Source organism: Mucilaginibacter sp. P4_E8 (assembly GCF_056401495.1).
In genome coordinates this window covers 1-3,347 of record NZ_JBFUJG010000276.1, presented here as the reverse complement: position 1 = coordinate 3,347, position 3,347 = coordinate 1, and the positions used below count along the sequence as shown (strand labels likewise).

6 protein-coding genes are annotated in these 3,347 nt (G+C 40.4%); 5 read left to right on the top strand and 1 reads right to left on the bottom strand.

Annotated elements, in window-relative coordinates; all coding sequences use genetic code 11:
- Together AC1DRQ_RS30370 and coaD are read left to right on the top strand one after the other, a co-directional pair.
- Window positions 1-325, top strand: a 325-nt coding sequence (locus AC1DRQ_RS30370) for a DUF4406 domain-containing protein (RefSeq protein ID WP_477429680.1), incomplete at its 5' end; no start/stop codon positions are given.
- 82 nt (window positions 326-407) lie between these two features.
- Window positions 408-869, top strand: coding sequence for a pantetheine-phosphate adenylyltransferase (gene coaD, locus AC1DRQ_RS30365; RefSeq protein WP_429396877.1), 462 nt, complete (start codon window positions 408-410; stop codon window positions 867-869).
- Here the strand turns inward: coaD and AC1DRQ_RS30360 are convergent.
- Window positions 844-1,476 (bottom strand): NUDIX hydrolase, encoded by a 633-nt coding sequence (locus AC1DRQ_RS30360; protein ID WP_477429677.1) that lies wholly within the window; start codon window positions 1,474-1,476, stop codon window positions 844-846. The genes coaD and AC1DRQ_RS30360 overlap by 26 nt on opposite strands.
- Between AC1DRQ_RS30360 and pyrE the strand changes: the two genes are divergently transcribed.
- The 3 genes from pyrE to AC1DRQ_RS30345 all read left to right on the top strand — a co-directional run.
- On the top strand, window positions 1,475-2,134 hold the full coding sequence (pyrE, locus tag AC1DRQ_RS30355; RefSeq protein ID WP_477429676.1) for an orotate phosphoribosyltransferase: 660 nt from the start codon (window positions 1,475-1,477) through the stop codon (window positions 2,132-2,134). The genes AC1DRQ_RS30360 and pyrE overlap by 2 nt on opposite strands.
- 156 nt (window positions 2,135-2,290) lie before the next feature.
- Window positions 2,291-2,686 carry an SRPBCC family protein gene (locus AC1DRQ_RS30350; protein ID WP_477429675.1) on the top strand — a complete coding sequence of 132 codons (396 nt, stop codon included), beginning with the start codon at window positions 2,291-2,293 and terminating at the stop codon, window positions 2,684-2,686.
- Window positions 2,687-3,054: 368 nt separating this feature from the next.
- A partial coding sequence (locus AC1DRQ_RS30345) for an ATP-binding cassette domain-containing protein (RefSeq protein WP_477429674.1) occupies window positions 3,055-3,347 on the top strand: 293 nt, incomplete at its 3' end.

Sequence of the window (3,347 nt, the reverse complement as noted above, 5' to 3'; positions counted from 1 at the left end):
GTCTGGCACCAATGATGACCCTGAACTGATGGCCGAAAATTTACGAAAAATGGAAGCCACGGCGCTCCCTATATTCCGGGCAGGGCATGTACCGGTTATCGGCGAATGGTTTGCATTACCGCTTTTAAAGCAGGCCGGTTCAAAATATCCTGGAGACGAGGCTTACGAAGAGATCTCCTACCCGGTATCCAGGCGGATCCTTGCAAAATGTGATGCTGTTTTAAGGATTGATGGCGCATCAAAAGGCGCTGACGAAGATGTAAGGATAGCCCGGGAAAATGGCATTAAGGTTTATTATAAACTGGAAGATATTACAGGGGGCTAAAACCTGTCAATTATTTCGGCCTGATACGCGTAAACATTCGAAATCATTGTTACTTTTGGATAAAGCATAACATCTACTTACTATGAAGATCGCTCTTTTCCCCGGCTCGTTTGATCCGGTTACTAAAGCCCATGTTGATATTGTAAAAAGATCGGTTGGTCTGTTCGATAAAGTTTACATAGGCATCGGCGCAAACAGCAGCAAGCAAGGCCTTTTGAGTATCGAAACCCGCGAACAAATGCTGAGGGCGGTTTTTAAGCACGACGATCGCATACACATAGTAGCTTACGAAGGTTTAACCGTAAACTTTTGCAAAAGCATTGGCGCCACCTACATGATCAGGGGGATACGTACCGTATCAGACTTTGAATATGAAAAAGCCATAGCCCAGATGAACCATGCGCTTGTGCCCGATATTGAAAGCATTTTTATTGTAAGCAAACCGGGTTACTCGTCTATAAGCTCAACCATAGTGCGCGAAATTATGCGGCACCACGGCGATGTTGCCCAGTTTATACCTACTGAGGCATTAGCTTATTTGTAACCAGTTTCTCCTTATGCAGCACATCCATAATGGATGGAAAAGTATTATGAACTATTGGTTCAATATGATGTATTTCAAACCAGCGTACATCAGTAATGCCTTCCTCTTTTTGTGGCTTTAGCTTTTCCTGACCTTTACTGGCCATATTAAACCAATGCGTTTTTTTCAGCACTACCTCGCCCCTGCTTACATAAACATGATAAGTTTTGCAGATCTTCTCCTTTAGCTTGTTTACTTTTATACCACACTCCTCCTCAACTTCGCGCACGGCGGCTTCCTTAATTGTCTCATCTTTCTCTATTTTACCTTTGGGCAGGTCCCATTTATCATTGCGGTAAATGAATAAATAATTACCGGCAGCGCTCTTCACAAGCCCCCCGGCAGCCTCAATTAGGGTGATACTTTTTATAACAGATTTTAAAAAAACCTTTGCATTACTACATTGAATATAGAACAACCTGTTGGGCCTTGCGAGTATCCAGGTGTAAATTATTTTCAAATCAAAGGTCTCTGCCTCAAGCTTTTCATAACTTTCAGCTTTGGCAGGTTCAGATTCCGTTATCAGGATAACCTTTTCGTTAATATAAATTCTGTATTTTTGAGCCATGTTTAATAATAATGAGATCGAGCAGCAAGTAGCCGAATTCCTGCTGCAAATTAAAGCAATTAAATTACAACCTAACAATCCTTTTACATGGGCGTCGGGATGGAAATCACCAATTTATTGTGATAATCGCGTAACGCTTTCTCATCCGTCTATCCGCACCTATATCAGACAACAATTAACAGTTATAATACAAGAAAAGTTTGGTAGTGTAGGTTGTATAGCCGGTGTAGCTACTGCCGGGATACCACAAGGTGCACTGGTAGCACAAGAACTTGGCCTTCCATTTATTTACGTACGTGCCAAAGCTAAAGAGCATGGAACCGGAAGTTTAATTGAAGGAGATGTACCAACTACCACCGGCAAAAGGGTGGTTGTTATTGAAGATCTGATATCAACCGGAAAAAGCAGTCTGCAGGCTGTTGATGCCCTGCGCACAGCCGGTTATGAAGTAGCAGGCCTTGCCGCTATTTTTAGCTACGGATTTGATGTTGCTACCGAAAACTTTAAACAAGCAAGTTGCCCGTTTGTTACCCTGTCAAACTATAACGCGTTAATTAAATACGCCGGAGAAAATCAATATATTATTGATAAGGATGTTGCCATATTAAAACAATGGCGCGAAAATCCTGCCGCATGGGGACAAGTAGCATCGAGCTGAACCGTTGATTTTTTTGATTCGGATGATTTCGTTGATTTTTATCTGCACCCTGATTTACACGATTAAAGGATTATCACGATTTTTGACTGTTGATTTTAACTATTTATTTGTCAATTCTGATAACTGGCAACTCATAACCCGCAACTCGAACCTCAAATGATCACTTTTACAAGCAACATAAGCATTAATAAGCCTTTGAATGAGGTTTACAGTTATTTGGCTGATTTTAACAATCACCAGAAACTGATGCCTGAAAACATACAGGAGTGGGTATCAACCGCCGACGAAGCCAGTTTTAGCATCCCCAATATGGCCAAACTTTCTTTAAAGGTAGATAGCCGGATACCTGATCAGGAAATAAGGATTGTACCGGCCGCAAAGCCACCGTTTGACCTGGAATTAAAATGGTCGCTATMTTTTGATAACGACCATACCAATGTTCTTTTTACTATTCATGCAGATCTGAGCATGATGATGAAAATGCTCGCCTCGGGTCCTCTGCAAAAATTGGCCGACTATGAAACGCAAAGTTTAAGTGAGATTTTAAACTAAACGTTAATTAATTGCCAGTTAATAAACTTTTCTTTTGTATATGTTATTGATGGCTATTACTATGTTAATAATAACCAAAGCGATAATTAATGCTACCATGACCATAATATTTAAGTAATTTCTATAACTATAAGTCAAAGGTTGTTCCATTTTTTCCAATTGGTTAATTTCATAGCTAAACAGTGCTCACCCAGCCTCTTGTCTTATAAATTTACTAAAAATCTGGGCAATAATATACACAGCAATGTCAATAAAACGGGGCTTTTATATACTGAAATATCCCCAATGTTACCCCAAACATAATATCGGCTTAGTGTACCAAAAAATGAAGTATTTACCGTATTTTTGCGCCAAAATACAGGTGCAGCATGATTACGGTATCCAATCTATCTTTACGTTACGGAAAACGGACATTATTTGAAGACGTTAACCTTAAGTTTTCTCAAGGGAATTGCTATGGCATTATTGGCGCTAATGGCGCGGGTAAGTCAACCTTCCTAAAAATCCTTTCGGGTGATATTGACCCAACAAGCGGTTCGGTAAGTTTTACCCCGGGCGAGCGTATGGCTGTTTTAAGCCAAAACCATTATGCTTTTGATGAGTTTTCGGTCATTGAAACCGTTATGATGGGCTACAAAGAGATGTATGCCGTGATGAAGGA